Origin of the sequence: Prauserella cavernicola, from assembly GCF_016595675.1 — a bacterium.
In the GTDB taxonomy this organism is placed as follows: Bacteria; Actinomycetota; Actinomycetes; order Mycobacteriales; family Pseudonocardiaceae; genus Prauserella_A; species Prauserella_A cavernicola.
On the sequence record NZ_JAENJH010000001.1, the window covers coordinates 78,811 to 94,628 of the forward strand.

15 protein-coding genes are annotated in these 15,818 nt (G+C 71.6%); 8 read left to right on the plus strand and 7 right to left on the minus strand.

Going from position 1 to position 15,818, the window contains the following annotated elements:
- Positions 1 to 16 precede the first annotated feature (16 nt).
- Complete coding sequence (locus JHE00_RS00385; RefSeq protein WP_200313565.1) at positions 17 to 937, minus strand: sulfite exporter TauE/SafE family protein; 921 nt, start codon at positions 935 to 937, stop codon at positions 17 to 19.
- A 328-nt stretch (positions 938 to 1,265) separates the two neighbouring features.
- Here JHE00_RS00385 and JHE00_RS00390 point away from each other — a divergent pair, with 328 nt between their 5' ends.
- A complete protein-coding gene (locus JHE00_RS00390) occupies positions 1,266 to 2,453 on the plus strand; it encodes an ROK family transcriptional regulator (protein ID WP_200313567.1) in 1,188 nt (395 codons plus the stop codon).
- Positions 2,454 to 2,894: 441 nt separating this feature from the next.
- Here the strand turns inward: JHE00_RS00390 and JHE00_RS00395 are convergent, their stop codons facing one another.
- Both JHE00_RS00395 and JHE00_RS00400 read right to left on the minus strand, forming a co-directional pair.
- Positions 2,895 to 4,013, minus strand: a complete 1,119-nt coding sequence (locus JHE00_RS00395; protein WP_200313569.1) for an acyl-CoA dehydrogenase family protein — start codon at positions 4,011 to 4,013, stop codon at positions 2,895 to 2,897.
- Positions 4,010 to 5,842 (minus strand): AMP-dependent synthetase/ligase, encoded by a 1,833-nt coding sequence (locus tag JHE00_RS00400; protein WP_307831755.1) that lies wholly within the window; start codon positions 5,840 to 5,842, stop codon positions 4,010 to 4,012. Before JHE00_RS00400 ends, JHE00_RS00395 begins: the two co-directional genes overlap by 4 nt.
- Before the next feature lie 492 nt (positions 5,843 to 6,334).
- On the opposite strand from JHE00_RS00400, the gene JHE00_RS00405 reads away from it, so the two are divergent.
- Positions 6,335 to 7,528 carry a TetR/AcrR family transcriptional regulator gene (locus JHE00_RS00405; RefSeq protein ID WP_200313573.1) on the plus strand — a complete coding sequence of 398 codons (1,194 nt, stop codon included), beginning with the start codon at positions 6,335 to 6,337 and terminating at the stop codon, positions 7,526 to 7,528.
- Here JHE00_RS00405 and JHE00_RS00410 read toward each other — a convergent pair.
- From JHE00_RS00410 to JHE00_RS00425, 4 genes are all read right to left on the minus strand, one after another.
- Positions 7,525 to 8,109, minus strand: coding sequence for a TetR/AcrR family transcriptional regulator (locus tag JHE00_RS00410; RefSeq protein ID WP_200313575.1), 585 nt, complete (start codon positions 8,107 to 8,109; stop codon positions 7,525 to 7,527). The genes JHE00_RS00405 and JHE00_RS00410 overlap by 4 nt on opposite strands.
- A gap of 53 nt (positions 8,110 to 8,162) precedes the next feature.
- Complete coding sequence (locus tag JHE00_RS00415) at positions 8,163 to 9,056, minus strand: esterase/lipase family protein (RefSeq protein ID WP_200313577.1); 894 nt, start codon at positions 9,054 to 9,056, stop codon at positions 8,163 to 8,165.
- Between the two features lie 96 nt (positions 9,057 to 9,152).
- Positions 9,153 to 9,404, minus strand: coding sequence for a hypothetical protein (locus tag JHE00_RS00420; RefSeq protein ID WP_200313580.1), 252 nt, complete (start codon positions 9,402 to 9,404; stop codon positions 9,153 to 9,155).
- 76 nt (positions 9,405 to 9,480) lie between these two features.
- Positions 9,481 to 10,233 (minus strand): TetR/AcrR family transcriptional regulator, encoded by a 753-nt coding sequence (locus JHE00_RS00425; RefSeq protein ID WP_200313582.1) that lies wholly within the window; start codon positions 10,231 to 10,233, stop codon positions 9,481 to 9,483.
- A 97-nt stretch (positions 10,234 to 10,330) separates the two neighbouring features.
- Between JHE00_RS00425 and JHE00_RS00430 the strand changes: the two genes are divergently transcribed.
- From JHE00_RS00430 to JHE00_RS00455, 6 genes are all read left to right on the plus strand, one after another.
- Positions 10,331 to 11,275 carry an ATP-binding cassette domain-containing protein gene (locus tag JHE00_RS00430; RefSeq protein WP_200313585.1) on the plus strand — a complete coding sequence of 315 codons (945 nt, stop codon included), beginning with the start codon at positions 10,331 to 10,333 and terminating at the stop codon, positions 11,273 to 11,275.
- Positions 11,272 to 12,072: an ABC transporter permease gene (locus tag JHE00_RS00435; RefSeq protein WP_200313587.1), complete on the plus strand. Its 801-nt coding sequence runs from the start codon at positions 11,272 to 11,274 to the stop codon at positions 12,070 to 12,072. Before JHE00_RS00430 ends, JHE00_RS00435 begins: the two co-directional genes overlap by 4 nt.
- A gap of 79 nt (positions 12,073 to 12,151) precedes the next feature.
- Entirely contained in the window at positions 12,152 to 12,664 is a 513-nt protein-coding gene (locus JHE00_RS00440) for a DinB family protein (RefSeq protein ID WP_200313589.1), read from the plus strand.
- A gap of 133 nt (positions 12,665 to 12,797) precedes the next feature.
- Complete coding sequence (locus JHE00_RS00445) at positions 12,798 to 13,982, plus strand: MalY/PatB family protein (RefSeq protein ID WP_200313591.1); 1,185 nt, start codon at positions 12,798 to 12,800, stop codon at positions 13,980 to 13,982.
- Entirely contained in the window at positions 13,979 to 15,217 is a 1,239-nt protein-coding gene (locus JHE00_RS00450) for an MFS transporter (protein WP_200313593.1), read from the plus strand. The genes JHE00_RS00445 and JHE00_RS00450 overlap by 4 nt, the downstream gene beginning before the upstream one ends.
- Positions 15,214 to 15,792, plus strand: a complete 579-nt coding sequence (locus tag JHE00_RS00455; RefSeq protein ID WP_200313595.1) for an ASCH domain-containing protein — start codon at positions 15,214 to 15,216, stop codon at positions 15,790 to 15,792. Before JHE00_RS00450 ends, JHE00_RS00455 begins: the two co-directional genes overlap by 4 nt.
- The last annotated feature ends 26 nt before the right edge of the window (positions 15,793 to 15,818 follow it).

A 15,818-nucleotide genomic window follows, 5' to 3' on the forward strand; every position in this document is an offset into this window, starting at 1 on the left:
GCCCGTCGGCTCCGGCTCAGGTGGTGGTCTGGTGCTCGGAGTCGGGGTCGGTCTCCCCGGCGAGCGCGTTAATGCGCCGCTCCTCGCGGATCGAGCGGATCGCCGCCGTGAGGCCGATGGCCCACAGCACGCCGACGGCGGTGAGCACGACCGTGCTGAGCGTGGTGTCCGCGTCGAACTCGCTGAGCAGTGTCCTGCTGTTGGTGAACACGATGAGCCCACCGGCCGCCGCGCCGAGAATGCGAGGCGGCATTTTGCGGACCAGCCACGCGGCCAGCGGGGCGGCCAGGATGCCACCGATCATCAGCCCGGCGACCACGGTGTAGTTCAGCTCGTCCTCCTCCGACAGCGCGAAGAGGAAGCCGATGCTGGCGGCCAGTGCCACGATGAACTCGGAGGTGTCGACCGAACCGACCACCTTGCGCGGTTCGAGCCTGCCGGAGGAGAGGAGGGTCGTGGTGGCGACCGGGCCCCAGCCGCCGCCACCGCTGGCGTCGACGAAGCCGGCCACCAGGCCGAGCGGCGCGAGCATGCGCGCGCCGGGACGTTTCGAGGTGATCAGCTTGCCGAGCTTGAGGAACGCGAACCGGATGAGCACGTACAGGCCGAGCACGAGCAGGATCGTGGTGATCCAGAGCGTGGCCCCCTCGGTGGACAGCGAGGTCAGCACGTACGCGCCGAGCACCGCGCCGATCGCGCCCGGCAGCGCGAGAATGCCCACCGTGCGCCAGTCGATGTTGCGGAACTTCCAGTGGGAGATGCCGGAGGCCAGTGACGTGCCGACCTCGGCGAGGTGGACCGCGGCCGAGGCCACCGCGGGCACGGTGCCCACGGCGATGAGCGTCGTGGTCGCCGTCACGCCGAACGCCATCCCGAGCGACCCGTCGACGAGTTGCGCGAGAAAACCGGCGAGTCCGAACAGCAGGAGTGTTTGCATGCTGACCTCAGGATCGAAGGAAGCCGCGCGCTCAGGGCCGCGGCGAGGGCGGGATGGGTGTCAGAAAGCGCGGCACAAAGCCGAACAAACCCACAACAGATCGATGTGCCGACGTTCAACAAGCACGGTCGGATGCCCTCCCATGTCCCCGATCGTGGCAGACGCCCAAGGGCTGGTCCACCATTTCTCACCATTTGAAAGGAACGCCACTGAATCGCTTTTTGTAACCCCATGAAAATAAGTACGCCTCGTGTCCCGGGTATCGGAACGGTTTGACAGCACGGCGCCTGGCATATTGATTTCATCCCAGAAGAAAGCGAGGTTGGGTGTGGCGAAGAGGTTGCCTGCGGCCGTCCGCGACGTCCCGGGAGCGGGTGGGGTCCGGGAGTCCAACGCGGCGGCGGTGCTGGGTGCGATCAGGACCGACGGTCCGCTCTCGCGTGCGGCGATCGCACGGCGGACGGGCCTGAGCATGCCGACCGTGAGCCGCCAGGTGAGCGCGCTCGCGGAGCTGGAACTCCTGCGCGAGGTCTCCGGTCTGCCGCCCACGCGCGAGGTCGGCAGGCCCACGGTTCCGGTGGACCTCAACGACGACGTCATCGCCGCCTGCGGCGTGCACATCGGCATCACCACCACCACCTACGGCCTCACCAACCTGCGCGGCGGTCTGCTCGGCAGTGAGCGCATCGCGACTCCCTCGGGCGACCCCGAGGACGTGCTCGCCAAGATCGCCGACGAGGTCGGCGCGTTCCTGCAGGGCTGGCCGGAGCGCACGATCATCGGCGTGGGCCTCGCCATTGGTGGCCAGGTCGACGCCGAGCACGGCCTGCTGCACCACGGCCCGCTTGGCTGGAACGGCGTGCCCGCCCGCGCGGTGCTGGAGCGCGCCACCGGACTTCCCGTGCACCTCGACGGGCACGTGCCCGCGATGGCCAGCGCCGAGCTGCTGTTCGGCTCCGCGGGCCGCGCCCAGAGCTCGCTGTACTTCTACGCACGCGAGATGGTCGGTGTCGCGATCGCCGTGGACGGCGTCCTGCACCGGGGTCCGGGGCAGTCCGGCAGCATCGCCCACCTGCCCGTCGGCGGCGCCGTGCCCTGCTCGTGCGGCCGTACCGGCTGCCTCGAGGCGACCGTCGCCGAGCGCGCGGTAGTGGAGCAGGCCGTGCATGCCGGGGTGATCGCCGAACCGGACTTCCGGCTGCTCCTGGCCGCCGCCGAGTCCGGCGACCCCGAGGCCGATCGCATCCTCGCCGAGCGCGCCAGGGCGCTGGGCCGGGCCGTGGCCCTCGTCCGCGACGTCGTCAACCCCGACCTGGTGGTCCTGGGCGGGCAGGCCGTCACCGACGCGCCGGCCTACCTCGGTGAGCTGTTGAACGCCTTCGCCGACGCCAGCGCCCTGCCGGGCGCCGACCTCGTCGAGGTGACCAAGTTCGGTCCCGATGTGCAGGCCATGGCGGCGTGTACCGGATTGCTCACCGAGCTCTACGCCCACCCGCTCTCGATTCTCGGGGCATAGCCGGCGCCATTCTTTTCAGGGTGATTGCAAATATGCTGAAATGAATTGCCGGATTTTCGAGTGTGTGCGGTTGTCGCCGCGTGGTGCCGACGAGAAACCTCCGCCCGAAAAGTCCGAAACCGGCTCCCGCCGATGCCGGGAAAACGCCCGACCATTCCGGCGCGATCCGGGCACCCGGCCCTGCCACCCGCGAGTCCCCCGCCCGGGACGTCGAGTTGCCCGCTCGGGCACGCGAGTTGCCCGTTCCCGCGCCGAGGTGCCCGCTCGGGACCCGGGCTGTCGGCGCCGACGGGCGAGCGCCGGACTCGCGGACCTGAGGGGGCAACTCGCGTGCTTGGGCGGGGGACTCGCGCACCCCGGCGGGGGACTCGCGGGCCTGAGTGGGGGACTCGCGCGCCCCGGCGGGGGACTCGCGGGCCCGTGCGGGGGACTCGCGTGGGGTTACAGGCCGTAGGACTTGCCGATGATGTCTCGTTGGATCTCGCTCGTGCCGCCGTAGACCGTCGACACCACCGTGGAGCGCAGGAGCGACTCCATGCCGTACTCCGTGGCGTAGCCGTACCCGCCGAGCATCTGCATCCCGTCCAGCGCCATCGCCTTGGCGAACTCGGTGGCCTTGAGCTTGGCCATCGACGCCTCGCGGGCGAACAGCGTGTCCGGGGCGGCGTCGATGCGCTCGGCGACGTCGTGCACGAGCAGGCGCGTGCACTCCAGTTCGGTCGCGTGATCGGCGAGCCGGTGCCGCAGCGCCTGGAACGACCCGACCGGGCGGCCGAACTGCTCCCGTTGGCGCACGTAGGCCACGGTGTCGTCGAAGGCCCTGCGCGCGGTGCCGAGCATCACCGCCGCGAGGATCATGCGCTCGGTGTTGAGGCCGGTCATGAGCTGCGGCCATGCTTTGCCCTCGGTGCCGACCACGGCGTCCTCGCCGAGTTCACAGTCGGTGAAGAACAGGTCGTTGACCTCCTTGCCGCCCATCGTGTCGATGCCGCGGACGGTCAGCCCCTCGGCGTCGGCGGGCACGGAGAACATCGTCAGCCCCTCGTGCTTGCCGCCCTCGCCGGACGTGCGTGCCACGAGCAGGATGTGCTTGGCGATGTGGGCGTTGGAGCACCAGGTCTTCTGGCCGTTGACCACCCAGCCGCCGCCCTCCCGCTGCTCCGCCCGGCAGGTCAGCGCCCCGACGTCGGAGCCCGCGCCCGGCTCGGACATCGAGATGGAGAGCACCTCACCGTCGAGGAAGTCGGTGAGCACGCGCCGCCGCTGTTCGTCGCTGCCGAACTTCTCGTACGTCGCCGCCGTGATCACCGAGGTCGCGAAGCCGCCCATCGGCGCGCGGTGGTAGGCCGTGGTCTCGAGGAACAGCACGAGGTCGCGCATGCCGCGGCCCGCGCCGCCCTCGGACTCGGCGGTCGCGATGCCGAGCCACCCGAGCGCGGCCAGCTTGCGGTAGAAGCCGTCGTCGTGCGGACGCTGTGGCGTGCCGGCCAGCTCCCGGCTGCAGAAGTCGCCCACGGCCTCGACGAGGTCCCGCTGATCCTGGGTGAGGGTGCTGCTCACTGCTGTCCTTCCTGGTCGTAGAGCGAGGCGATGTCGGTGGCATAGCGGTCGGCGATCACGCGGCGTTTGAGCTTGAGCGTCGGGGTGAGCTCGCCGGTCTCCGGCGTCCACGGCTCGGCGAGCACCGAGTAACGCTTCACCTGTTCCGGCCGCGACAGCTCGCCGTTCGCGGCCTCGACGGCGCCGTCCAGTTCGGCCCGCACGTCGGGGTGCGCGGCGAGTTCACCGAGGTCGGTGGTCTCGAGGCCGCGGGCCTTCGCCCACGCGGGCGCGGCCTCGTCGTCGAGGGCGAGCAGTGCGGTGAGGTAGGGCCGCCGGTCGCCGATCACCGCCGCGTAGCCGATCAGCGGGTGGGCGCGCAGCAGGCCTTCCGCCCTGCTCGGGGCGATGTTCTTGCCGCTGGCGGTGATGATCAGCTCTTTCTTGCGGTCGGTGATGCGCAGAAAGCCGTCATCGTCGATGGTGCCGATGTCGCCGGTCGCGAGCCAGCCGCCCGCGTCGGTGTCCGGCTCGACCCTGCCGTCGGCGTCGAGATAGCCGGGGAACACCAGGGGCCCGCGCACCTCGATCTCGCCGTCCTCGGCCAGCCGCAGCTCCATGCCCGGCACCGGCATGCCGACCGTGCCCGCCCGGTAGCGGTCGACGAACGTGGTGGTGGCGGCGCCGGTGGTCTCTGACAGGCCCCACACCTCCATGATCGTGATGCCCAGGCTGCCGAAGAACTCCAGTACCGACGCCGGGATGGGCGCCGCGCCGCTGCCGAAGCGGGTGGCCTGGTCCAGGCCGAGCTGCTCACGCAGCGGCCGCAGCACTCCGGCGTCTGCCTGCTCGTAGGCCGACGCGAGTTCGGCGGGCGGTTCGCTGCCGTCGGCCTTGATCGCGTAGACGCGGGCGGCGACGTCGCGGGCCTTGTCGATCGGCGCGCGGTTCTCCTCCGGCAGTGAGCCGAGAATGGCCTGGATGCCGGCCGCCATCTTCTCCCACACCCTCGGCACACCGAAGAACCCGTGCGGGCGCACGGCTTTGAGCGTGGGCAGCAGCTGGGTCTGGTCGGGACACACGGTGACGTGCGCGGCCGAGAACACGGGAAGGTACATGCCCAGCACGCGTTCGGCGACGTGGGCCAGCGGCAGGTAGGCCACCAGCCGCGGGTTGGGCTCGACCGGGTTGAGCAGTTCCTGTGCGGCGGCCTGGTAGAGCACGTTGGCGTGGCTGAGCACCACGCCCTTGGGTGCGCCGGTGGTGCCGGAGGTGTAGATCATCGTCACCGGGTCGGCTGCCCGCACGGCGTCGGTCCAGCGCTCGAGCTGCGCGCGGTCGCCGCGGTGCAGTTCGGCACCGCCGAGCATCAGGTCGTCGTAGCCGACGAAGCGCGCGTCGCCCCCGGGGGCCACGGCCCCGTCGAGCACCACTACCGCGCGCAGTGCGGGCAGCGAGTCGAGCACGGGACGCCAGCGGCGCAGCTGGGCCTCGCCCTCCAGCACGACGACGGTCGCGGCGCTGTGGGTGGCCACGTGCCGGATCTGCTCGGTGCTGAGCGTGGCGTAGGTCGTGCAGGGCAGCGCGCCGAGGTGCGTGGCGGCGAAGTCCGCGATCCAGTGCTCCGGGCGGGCCGAGACGTCGATGAGCATGCGGTCGCCGGGGCCCAGCCCGGCGGCCCGCAGGCCGTGGGCGGCCGCGGCCACGGCGTCGCGCAGTTCCGCCCAGCTCGTCGTACGTCCCGAGCCGGTGAGGGCCGGGGCGTCGCCGTGCTCCTCGGCGTTGCGGCGGATCAGCGACGGGATCGTCCACGTGCCCGCGCTCTCGCGCACCTGGGCTGCGGTGGTCACAGAAGTGCTCCTCTCACAACGGCATTCGGGGATCGAGGATCGACGCGCTCCCGCGACGCGATCCCGTGGGTGAATCGGCATTCGCGTCGGATGCTCGTCGCGTGAGCACCCGTGGCAGGGACCCGGCTCCCGCTGATCACCCTCGGTAGATGGCGATCCACAGTGGACATTAAGTGCGTCAAGGTCGCCGCATCGACCGCCTGGCGAACGCGGTCTGCGCGAGGTTCTTCGCCGCATCTCATGGATTCCGGCCAACGTCCTGGGGGAGTGGCACGGCACGAAGCGTCCGTCATTTCCGCTCCGGTGCCCGGCGTCCTGGGGCCCGGCCGGGTGTGGTGCCGTCGTCCATCGCCGCCTCCGTGCGCCAGCGCCGTTGCGAATCTTGATTAACCTAGCGTTCTGACACCGGTCGTTGTCAAGCCTGCGGCGACCTCAGCGGGGTAGAGTCCGATTCACCGGTCAGCAACGACGGAGCACGGCGGAGGTCATGCGATGAAGCAGCCGCAAGCGCGTCCCACCGCGTCGCGGCGTCGTCGGAGTGACCGCAAATCGCAACTCGCCACCATCGCCGCCGAGCTGTTCTGCGAGCGCGGCTACTACACCGTGGGCCTCAGTGAGATCGCGACCGAGGCCGGCATCACCGGCCCGGCGATCTACAAACACTTCCGCAACAAGCAGGCGATCCTCGCGCACGCGGCCGCCGAGATCTCCGGTGCGATCGACACGGTGCTGGCGGACGTGCCGTCGGACGGCGCGCCGTGGGAGCGGATCGACCGCGTGGTGCGCGACCTGTGCGCGCTCGTGGTCGAGCGGCGGCACGGCGTGCAGCTCTACCAGTGGGAGCGCCGGTACCTCGACGAGCCCGAGCACGCCCGGTTCACCGCGACCATCACGGCGCTCGTGGCCAGGGTCGCCGACCTGCTGGGCGAGGCCCGGACCCATCTGCCCGCCGCCGACCGCACCACACTGGCGGCCGCGGCGTGCAGCGCGATCGCGAGCCTGTCGACCCACCGCACCCAGATCTCGCCCCGGGCGGCGTCGGCGGGCCTGCGCTCCCTCGCACTCGGCGTGCTGGCGACAGGTCTGCCGCCGCGGCTCACCGGCGCGGTGACCGAACCACCGCACCCCGGCGAGCTCGGCGAGTTCGTGACCCGGCGGGAACGGCTGCTGGTCTCCGCGCTGCGGCCCTTTCGGGAACGCGGGTTCCACGCGGTCACCATGGACGACATCGGCGCCGCGGCCGGCATCGGCGGGTCCAGTGTGTACCGCCACTTCCCGAGCAAGGCGGACCTGCTGGCCGCCGTCTACTACCGCGCCGCCGAGCGGCTCGCCGTCGCCACGAGCACGGCCATCGAGGGCGCGCGGGAACCCGGCGAGGCGCTGCGCGGGCTCGTCGACGCCTACGTCGGGTACGCCTACGGCGACAGTGACCTCGCGGCGGTGTACCTGTCGGAGTACGGGAACCTGCCCGCGGACGACCGGCGCGCGCTGCGGAAGGTGCAGCGCGAGCACGTCGAGCAGTGGGTGCGGTTGGTGGTGGCGGTGCGGGAGGACACGCACGCCGCGTCGGCGCGGCTGGCGGTGCACGCGGCGCTGAACATCGTGCACGACCTCTCGATGGCCCGGCGCAGGCACGCCGACGCCGACCAGCTCAAGCATCTGGTCTTCGCCGCGCTCGCCGCCTAAGGCCGCTGCCCGAACAGCAGCTCCGCGGCCGCCCGGAAGACCTCCTCGGGCGGGCGCCGCCCGGCGAGCCGGCCGAGGTTGTCCCCGCGCCACAGGCTCGCGAACCCGTGGGCGAGTGACCACGCCGCGATGGTCGCGAGCTCGGTGTCCTGCCCGCGCCGGTCCGCCGGTACCGCGGCGACACCCGCGCGCAGCAGGCCACCGGTGCGTTCCTGGGCCGCCAGCAGTTCCGGGGAGTCGCGACGGTGCAGGTCGGGGCGGAACATCACCTCGAAGTGGGCGGGATGCTGGAGTGCGAAGCGCACGTAGCGCACCCCGAGCTCCTGCAGCTGCGCCGGTCCCGCGTCGAGCACGTCGGCGAAGGCGTCGCCGAGCAACTCGTGACCTTCCACCGCCAGCGCGGTGAGCACCCCGGCCTTGTCCGTGAAGTGGTGCGCGGGCGCGGCGTGCGAGACACCGGCGCGGCGAGCGAGGTCGCGCAGGCTGAGCGAGCCCGGCCCCTCGGTGGTGATCACGTCGATGGCGGCGTCGAGCACGGCGCGCCGGAGGTCGCCGTGGTGGTACGAGCGGGCTCCGGGCATGGCGGCATCGTACCCGCGATCTTGGCATCGACTAGTTGGTGCCCGGGGCCGGGTCAGCAGGCGGGCGCGCTCGCGTCGTCCGGGTCGAGCGCGTTGAACACCAGCCGGTGGACCGCTGGATCGAAGGCGACTCCGACGTGCTCGGTGAGCCTGCCAGGGCAGCTGTCCTGCAGGGTCTGGTTGTCGACGTTCGGCGCGGATTCGAGGTACGAGGACGTGTACGGCGTCACCACCTCGTCGAGCGTCGTGGCGATCACGGTGTAGTCCACGGCGGGGTCGGTTTCGCCGCCCGCGTTGAGCTCGGTCAGGAAGTCCGAGCCCGCGAACTGCTGCCGGCACGCCGTGCACAGCACGTCGACCAGGTCGGAAGGGAACACGCCCAGCAGGGCACTGAGCCCGAGCAGTGTGGTGCCGTGGTTGGACGGCGCCAGCGCCACGAGCGTACCGACCTTCTCCGCACCGCCGAGGTTCTTGAGGTAGTAGCGCGGCATCATCCCGCCCTGCGAGTGGCCGACCAGGTCCACCTCGTCGGCGCCGGTCGCGGCGAGCACCTCGTCGACGAACCCGGCCAGCTGCCCCGCCGACGTCGGGATGTCGCCCGTCGCCTGGATGACGTTGCCGGGCGTGCCGCCGTAGTTCAGCGCGAAGACGCAGTACCCCTGATCGGCCAGCCGCGGCGACAGCGACAGCCAGTTGTTGAACCGGTTCGCGAAGGTCCCGTGCACCAGTACCACCGGGTTCGGGTGCTCCTCGCCGGGGCGGCACGAGAAGTCGTTGGCGCCGGGCGGTGGTGCGGTGGGGTCCAGCAGCGACTGCTCGAACGCGGAGCCGAAGTCCTGCTCCTGCTCCTCCTCCGCCGCGCCGGTTGTCGCGGCTCCGATCAGGAAAAGGGCGGTGAGCGTCAAGGCCGTCAGCGCTCGGCGGAGGGACTGCGCCGTTCTCGTCATCGAGCCACCTCGCTCGTCGGGGCCGGGCACGTCGTCCGAGAATCGGTGACGCGTCGTGTCGAGTTCAATACCCCGTCCGGGTGGAGCGAGATCGGCTCACGCGACGGCGAGCTGAGTGGTCAGCAGTTCCCGGCCCGTCTCCGTGAGCTCCGCGGGCACGCGCTGGCCGGTGCCGCCGGGTCCGGCCGGGCGGATGAGCCCGTCATGGCTGAGCGCGTGCGCGGTGAACTGGTCGCAGCATGGCACGCCGTCGATGAACAGGTCGGGCTCGCTGCTGCACGTGAGCTGCGCGCGCCCGGAGGCGACGGCGCGGAGCATGGCCAGTGACCGGCGGTTCGCGGAGATCATGTCGGGCTCCTTCCGGATTCCTCTACTCCTATGTCGAGCGAGGCGCCCGAAATTCGACACCGTCGGCGAAGCGCGTTCAGTTCTGTTGTGCGGCCAGATAGGACTCGAGGCCGTCGAGCACGCGCTGCACGCCGAAGTCGAGGTCGAGGTCGATGCCCTCGCCGGAGTCTCCGGAGGCCGCGAAGCCCCCTCGGCCGACCAGCGCGGTGAGCGTGGGGAAGCGCTGGGGGTCGACGAACTCGCGCAGCGTGGTCTCGTAGCCGGTCTGGGCCTCTTCGGTGGTGACGTTCGACTGTGCGCGCGCTCCGCTGATGTCGATCTCGAGCAGCGCCATCTGGCGGACCGCGCCCATGAGGAACATGACGGTGGCGACGAGTTCGTCGTCGGCCAGCCCGGCATGGGCGAGCGGTCGCAGTGCGGCCTCGAACCACGCGAGCTGTCCCGGACCCGAGGGCGGGCCGCTGACCTGGACGCGCAGGCTCCACGGATGGCGCAGGTACACGGCCCACAGCTCGCGCACCCACACCTGGATCTCGTCGCGCCAGTCCCGCACCTCGCCGGTGAAGCGTGGCGGGTCGCCCGCCGCGCGGTCGAGCATCACCTCGACCAGCTGGTCCTTGCCCGGCACGTAGCGGTACAGCGACATCGTCGTGTAGCCGAGCTCGGCGGCCAGCCGCTGCATCGAGAGGCCGTCGAGACCGTCGGCATCGGCGATCGCGATGGCGGTGGTGGCGATCTGGTCCAGCGTCAGCTTGGGCTTGGGGCCGCGGCTCGGCCGCTGCGCCCCGTTCCACAGCAGTTCGAGGCGTTTCCTCGGATCGGTCGTCATCACACCCCAACTCGTCGTGCTTGACGCCCATCCTAGAACTGTGTATCACTTACACAAAACCGCGTATGCGATACACAGTTATGGAGAGGGGTGCCGGATGGATCCGGGACACGCGATCGACGTCCGGGGATTGCGCAGGTCCTTCGGCGAGGTGGACGTGCTCAAGGGCATCGACCTGCGGGTGGAGCGCGGGAGCCTCGTCTCGCTGCTCGGCCCGAACGGCGCGGGCAAGACGACGACCGTGCGGATTCTGAGCACGTTGCTAGAACCGGGTTCGGGCGTGGCGCGGGTCAACGGCTTCGACGTCGCGACGCAGGCGGCGCGAGTGCGGGCCTCGATCGGGCTTACCGGGCAGCAGACCGCCGTGGACGACCTGCTCAGCGGCTACGAGAACCTGGTGCTGATGGGCAGGCTGTTCCGCCTGGGTGCGGGTTCGGCGCGCAGGCGCGCCCGCGAGCTGCTCGAGCTGTTCGACCTGGCCGCCGCGGGCCGCAGGCAGGTCAAGACCTACTCCGGCGGCATGCGCCGCAGGCTCGATCTCGCGATCAGCCTCGTCACCGCACCGCCGGTGCTGTTTCTCGACGAGCCCACCACCGGCCTCGATCCCCGCAGCCGCGGGGACGTGTGGACGACGGTGCGGGGGCTGCTCGCCGACGGCGTGACGGTGCTGCTCACGACGCAGTACCTCGAGGAGGCCGACCAGCTCGCCGACCGTGTCGTGGTGATCGACGGCGGCGCGGTCGTCGCGGACGGCACACCCGCCGAGCTCAAGCGGCAGGTCGGCGCCGAACGGCTCGAGCTCACCTTCTCCGACGCCGGTGCGCTCGCCACCGCCCACCGCGTGCTCACCGCCGACCGCCCACGCGGCGACGGTGATCTCACCCTGAGCGTGCCCGTCGAGCACGCCAAGGACATCAAGCGGGTGCTCGACCAGCTCGCCGGGTCCGGGGTGGAGCCAGGCGAGCTCTTCGTCGCCAAGCCCACGCTCGACGACGTGTTCCTGACCCTGACCGGACAGACCGCCACCGGAGGCGCCCGATGACCACCGTCCCCGCCGACGTGCGGCGATCCTCGCTGTACTGGGCCGTCAACGACTCCCGGGTGCTGATCGGCCGCTGCCTGCGCCACATCGCGCGCAGCCCCGAGCAGCTCGTGCTGATGCTGTTTCTTCCGGTCATGCTGCTGGTGATGTTCCGTTACCTCTTCGGAGGCGCGATCGACACCGGCGACGTCACCTACGTCAACTATGTGATCTCCGGGATCGTCGTGGTGGCGGTGATGGTCAACACCACCGCCACGAGCGTCGCGGTGTGTCACGACATGCTCGAGGGCATCGTCGAACGGTTCCGCTCGATGCCGATGCGGGGCACGGCCGTGCTCGTCGGCCACGTCGCCGCCGCGATGACCCGTCACGCGGTCTCGATCGCGGTGATGGTCGGCGTCGGCCTGCTCATCGGGTTCCGGCCCCGGGCCGGGTTCCTCGACTGGCTGGTAGCGCTGGGGCTGCTCGCCGTCTTCGCACTGGCGGTGTCGTGGCTCGCCGCGATCCTCGGCCTGTTGGCCAAGACCGTGGAGGGCGCCAGCGGTCTCGCGATGCCGCTCGTGTTCATCCCCTACGTCGGCAGCGCGCTGGTGCCACCGAGCACCATGCCCGACTGGCTGCGGGTCTTCGCGGAGAACCAGCCGGTGAGCCTCGTGGCCGACAGCGTGCGCGCGCTGTTCATGGGCACCCCGCTGGGCAACACGGGCTGGCTCGCACTCGCGTGGTGGGGCGGAATCATCGTCCTGGCGGTGCCGCTGGCGGGCAGGATCTTCCGTCGCAAGGCCACCCAGCGCTGACCCGTTTTATTGAGGTCGAAAAGTGGCCGGAATGGTTCCTAGAGTCGTTCTCGTCAGCCCGGTACGAGAGGACGAGATCATGACGACGGCTACCGACCAGGTCACCACCGGCGAGCGCGCGGACCTGCTGGAGGCCCTGGCCAAGCACCGGTTCTTCCTGACCTTCCCCGCGCGGGGACTCACGGACGAGCAGGCCGGGCAGCGGACCACCGCCAGTGAGCTGTGCATCGGCGGGCTCATCAAGCACGTGACCGCCACCGAGCGGAGCTGGCTCGACTTCATCGAGCGCGGTGCGGAGGGAATGGGCGGGAACGAGGAAGGCTGGCAGGACAACTTCCGCATGCTGGAGGGCGAGACGCTCGCCGGGCTGCTGGAGGCGTACGAGCAGGTTGGCCGCCGGACCGCGGCGCTCGTGGCGAGCCTGCCCGACCTCGACGTGTCGCACCCGCTGCCGGAGGCGCCGTGGTTCGAGCCGGGCGCGCGCTGGTCGGCGCGGCGGGTGCTGCTGCACCTGATCGGGGAGACGGCCCAGCACGCCGGGCACGCCGACATCATCCGCGAGGCGATCGACGGGGCCAAGTCGATGGGCTGAGCCGTTCCGCAACCGTCCTCTGTGGACAGTTGTGGCCCCTCTCCGGTCCCGGCGACCGCCGAACGCGCTTGTATCGGCGGTCGCCGGGGTGCCACGATCGCTGCCGGCAGGCATCGATGGAGGGAGAACGCCCGTGAGTCACCCGTTCGACGCGGTCACCGCCGAGCACTTGCGGGCCCGTGGCGGTGTCAAGTGGACACTGCACGACGAGGACCGGCTCGGCGCGTTCATCGCCGAGATGGACTTCGGCACGGCCCCGCCGGTGCTCGACGCGCTGCACTCCGCCGTCGACGCGCTCGCCTTCGGCTACCTCTCGCCGGTGCTGAAGCGAGAACTGGCGCAGGCGTGCGCGAGCTGGCTGGAACACCGGCACGGCTGGAGCGTGCCCGCCGAGCGCATCTTCCCGCTGCCCGACGTCGTCAAGGGCCTCGAGGCGGCCATCGAGCACTTCAGCGCTCGCGGCAGCGCCGTGATCCTGCCGACTCCCGCCTACATGCCCTTCCTCGACGTGCCGCGGCTGCTCGGCAGGCAGCTCAGCACGGTGCCGATGGCCGAGGACGCGGGCCGGGCGGTTTTCGACCTCGACGCGCTCGCGGCCGCGTTCCGTGCCGGCGGGAACCTGCTGGTGCTGTGCAACCCGGCGAACCCGCTCGGGCGCGTGTTCACCGAGTCCGAACTCGCCGCGGTGTGCGAGGTCGTCGACCGGCACGGCGGGCGCGTCTTCGCCGACGAGATCCACGCCCCGCTCGTGTACCCGGGACACCGGCACGTGCCCTACGCCTCGCTGTCGGACACCGCCGCCGCGCACTCGATCACCGCCGTGTCGGCCTCGAAGGCGTGGAACCTGCCCGGGCTCAAGTGCGCGCAGCTGATCACCACCAACGCCGCGGACACCGCCCGGTTCGCCGAGGTCGGGGAGCCCGCGATGCACGGCGCGAGCACGCTCGGCGTGGTCGCCAACACCGCCGCCTACACCCGCGGCGGACCGTGGCTCGAGGACGTGCTCCGCTATCTCGGCGACAACCGGGCCGCGCTCGGCGAGCTGCTGGCCGAGCACCTGCCCGGCGTGCGCTGTGCGCTGCCCGAAGGCACCTACCTCGCGTGGCTCGACTGCCGCGGGCTCGGTCTCGGCGAGCACCCCGGCCGCTTCTTCGCCGAGCACGCGGGTGTGGTGCTCGTCGACGGCCCCGAGTGCGGCGAGCCGGGCCGCGGCTTCGCCCGGTTCAACTTCGCGACGCCCCGGCCGATCCTGGAACGCGCCGTCGCCGGAATGGGCGCCGCGGTCGCCTCGGCCGCGGCGACCGGAACCACGCTGTGAGTGCGGTGGTGCCCGCCGACCGGGCCGCCGTGCAGCGGCGCACCGTGCTGGTGCTGTCCGTGGCCCAGGTGCTCGGCGGACTCGGTGTCGCGGTCGGCATCGCCGTCGGCGGGCTCATCGCCGCCGACATCGCGGGCACCGAGGGCGTCGCGGGGCTCGCGCAGACCCTCGGTGTGCTCGGCGCGGCGCTCGCCGCGGTGCCGTTGGCGTGGCTCACGCGCACGCGCGGCAGGCGGGCGGGACTGGTGAGCGGGCTGCTCACCGGCGCGGCCGGCGCGGCGCTGGTGGTCACGGCCTCGGCGGTGCGCTGGCTGCCGTTGCTGTTCGCGGGGCTGTTGCTGTTCGGCTCGGCCACCGCCGCGGGGCTGCAGGCCCGCTACGGCGCCACCGACCTCGCCGAACCCCGGCACTCGGCGAGAGCGCTGGCGACGGTGGTGTGGGCGACGACGGTCGGCTCCGTGCTCGGGCCCAACCTCACCGAGCCCGCCGGCAGGCTCGGTGAGGTGGTCGGGCTGCCCCCGCTGGCGGGACCGTTCCTGGTCACCCTCGCCGCGTTCACCGTGGCCGGGCTCGTGCTGTTCGCGTTGCTGCGCCCCGACCCGCTGCACCTGGCCGGGCTGGGCACCGCGGGAGGACAGCCGCACACCGGGCTGCGCGCGTCGCTGCGGGACCTCGCGGCCCGGCCGCGTGCGCTCGTCGGACTGTGCGCCATCGCGGCGTCGCACGTGGCCATGGTGTCGGTGATGGTGATGACCCCCGTGCACATGCACCACGTGGACGTCTCGCTGACCGTCATCGGGCTCGTGATCAGCGTGCACATCCTCGGCATGTACGGCTTCTCGCCGATCGTGGGCCACCTCGCCGACCGCGCCGGGCGGGTGCCCGTGATCGTCGCGGGTGCGGCCCTGATGGCGCTCGCCGCCGTGGTCAGCGGCGCGGCCCCCGCCCACGACGCGGTGCAGCTCGGCATCGGGCTGTTCCTGCTGGGGCTGGGCTGGTCGTGCGGCCTCGTCGCGGGCTCGGCGCTGCTGTCGGAGTCGGTGCCCGCGGCCACCCGCACCGCCGCACAGGGTGTGTCGGACCTGGTGATGAACGGCGTGGCCGCGGTCGGAGGGTCGCTGGCCGGTGTCGTGGTGGCCCTGGCCTCCTACGGCTGGCTGGCCGCGGGTGCGGCGGTACTCATGCTCGGCATCGGCGGGTACGCGGCGGCCCGGGTGAGGGGAGTGCGCACGTGATCCTGACCAGAGCGGTCCACGAGGGCATCGCCGACGGCACTATCACGGTGGTCTTCCGCCGCTGGGCGAAGCCCAACGTGCGGCAGGGCGACACGCTCACCACCGCGCTGGGTGTGGTGCGGATCGACTCGGTCGAGGTCGTGGAGCCCTCGGCGATCACCGACGCCGAGGCGGCCAGGGCGGGACAGCGTTCCGCCGGCGCCGTGCTGGCCTCGTTGCGCGGGCCCGAAGGTGTCCCGGTGTACCGGATCGGCGTCAGCTGGGCGGGGCCCGATCCCCGGCACGCGCTCAGCGCCGAGGCCGACCTCACCGACGACCAGCTCGACGACATCGCGGCCCGGCTGGAGCGGCTCGACCGCCGCGGCGCGCACGGCCCGTGGACCCACGCCGTGCTGCGGCTCATCGAGGCCAACCCGGCGCGGCGAGCCGGTGACCTCGCCGCGATGCTGGAGCGCGAGACGCAGCCGTTCAAGCTCGACGTACGCAAGCTGAAGAACCTCGGTCTCACCCACAGCCTCGACGTCGGCTACCGCCTGTCTCCGCGCGGTGCCGCGTACCTCGCCCTCCGCGGCTGAGCTGTCACCTTCCCAGTCGCCGTCTC

Excerpts from the sequence above, each read along its gene's own strand:
- JHE00_RS00430 (WP_200313585.1), top strand. The coding sequence starts at position 10,331 with ATGGATCCGGGACACGCGATCGACGTCCGGGGATTGCGCAGGTCCTTC.
- JHE00_RS00425 (WP_200313582.1), bottom strand. The coding sequence starts at position 10,233 with ATGACGACCGATCCGAGGAAACGCCTCGAACTGCTGTGGAACGGGGCG.
- JHE00_RS00405 (WP_200313573.1), top strand. The coding sequence starts at position 6,335 with ATGAAGCAGCCGCAAGCGCGTCCCACCGCGTCGCGGCGTCGTCGGAGT.
- JHE00_RS00385 (WP_200313565.1), bottom strand. The coding sequence starts at position 937 with ATGCAAACACTCCTGCTGTTCGGACTCGCCGGTTTTCTCGCGCAACTC.
- JHE00_RS00420 (WP_200313580.1), bottom strand. The coding sequence starts at position 9,404 with ATGATCTCCGCGAACCGCCGGTCACTGGCCATGCTCCGCGCCGTCGCC.
- JHE00_RS00440 (WP_200313589.1), top strand. The coding sequence starts at position 12,152 with ATGACGACGGCTACCGACCAGGTCACCACCGGCGAGCGCGCGGACCTG.
- JHE00_RS00410 (WP_200313575.1), bottom strand. The coding sequence starts at position 8,109 with ATGCCCGGAGCCCGCTCGTACCACCACGGCGACCTCCGGCGCGCCGTG.
- JHE00_RS00435 (WP_200313587.1), top strand. The coding sequence starts at position 11,272 with ATGACCACCGTCCCCGCCGACGTGCGGCGATCCTCGCTGTACTGGGCC.
- JHE00_RS00415 (WP_200313577.1), bottom strand. The coding sequence starts at position 9,056 with ATGACGAGAACGGCGCAGTCCCTCCGCCGAGCGCTGACGGCCTTGACG.